The sequence below is a fragment of the Protofrankia sp. Cr1 genome (genome assembly GCF_963555865.1).
In the GTDB taxonomy this organism is placed as follows: Bacteria; Actinomycetota; Actinomycetes; order Frankiales; family Frankiaceae; genus Protofrankia.
Map to the genome: position 1 here is coordinate 3,972 of NZ_CAUVXO010000360.1, position 703 is coordinate 4,674.

1 protein-coding gene is annotated in these 703 nt (G+C 68.4%); it reads left to right on the forward strand.

What is annotated here, in order from left to right; genetic code table 11:
- Positions 1–446: 446 nt before the first annotated feature.
- Positions 447–703, forward strand: a 257-nt coding sequence (locus U9980_RS21285) for an alkyl sulfatase (protein WP_322769539.1), incomplete at its 3' end; no start/stop codon positions are given.

Here is a 703-nt window from a genome sequence, read left to right on the forward strand (position 1 = left end):
TGGCCGGAATCGGTGGGGTGGCCGTGAGCCCGTCAAGATCCGCGAGCACACCGTCAAGAAGGCGGTGGACCTCCTCGAAGACGGCGACGTGCGCTGACACGGGCAGCGCGGGCAGCCGGTCCACCCGCGCGAGCGCGCCACGGACATCGTCCGGGACGTCAACGGTCATGAGGTGTTCCTCTTCCGTGACAGCGACGGCAGGGCCGTCACCCCGCGGTACGCCGCTGTCGTCCCAACCAGGATGCCCGGATCCCGCTCGCTGTGGCGACGGTTACGCGCGCCACCGGTACGAACGCACGGCCGGCCGGCAAGCTGTGTCGAAGACATTGCGCTCGGCAGACCGGCGTTAGGCTCTCCGTAGCGGCCCATCTCCACCACCGTCACCACCGTCACCGCCGCCACAGCCCAGCGGACCGGCGGACCGGCGGAAGGAGGAACCGGCCGGCATGGCGACCAGGCAGCAGTGTGCGGTGGCATTGCGTACGTTGGCGGATCGCCTCAACGAGCTGGCCAACGACCGCATGCGCGAGCTGACCCCCGACCGCACCATCGTGTGTCGGATACCCGATCTCGGGACGAGCTTCTCCGCGGAACTGCGCGACGGCAGCGTCCTGGACATCAACGAGGGCGAGGACGATGACGAGACGGCCAAGGTCACCTTCACGGTGAACAGCGACGATCTCGTTGCCGTCAGCGATGGAAG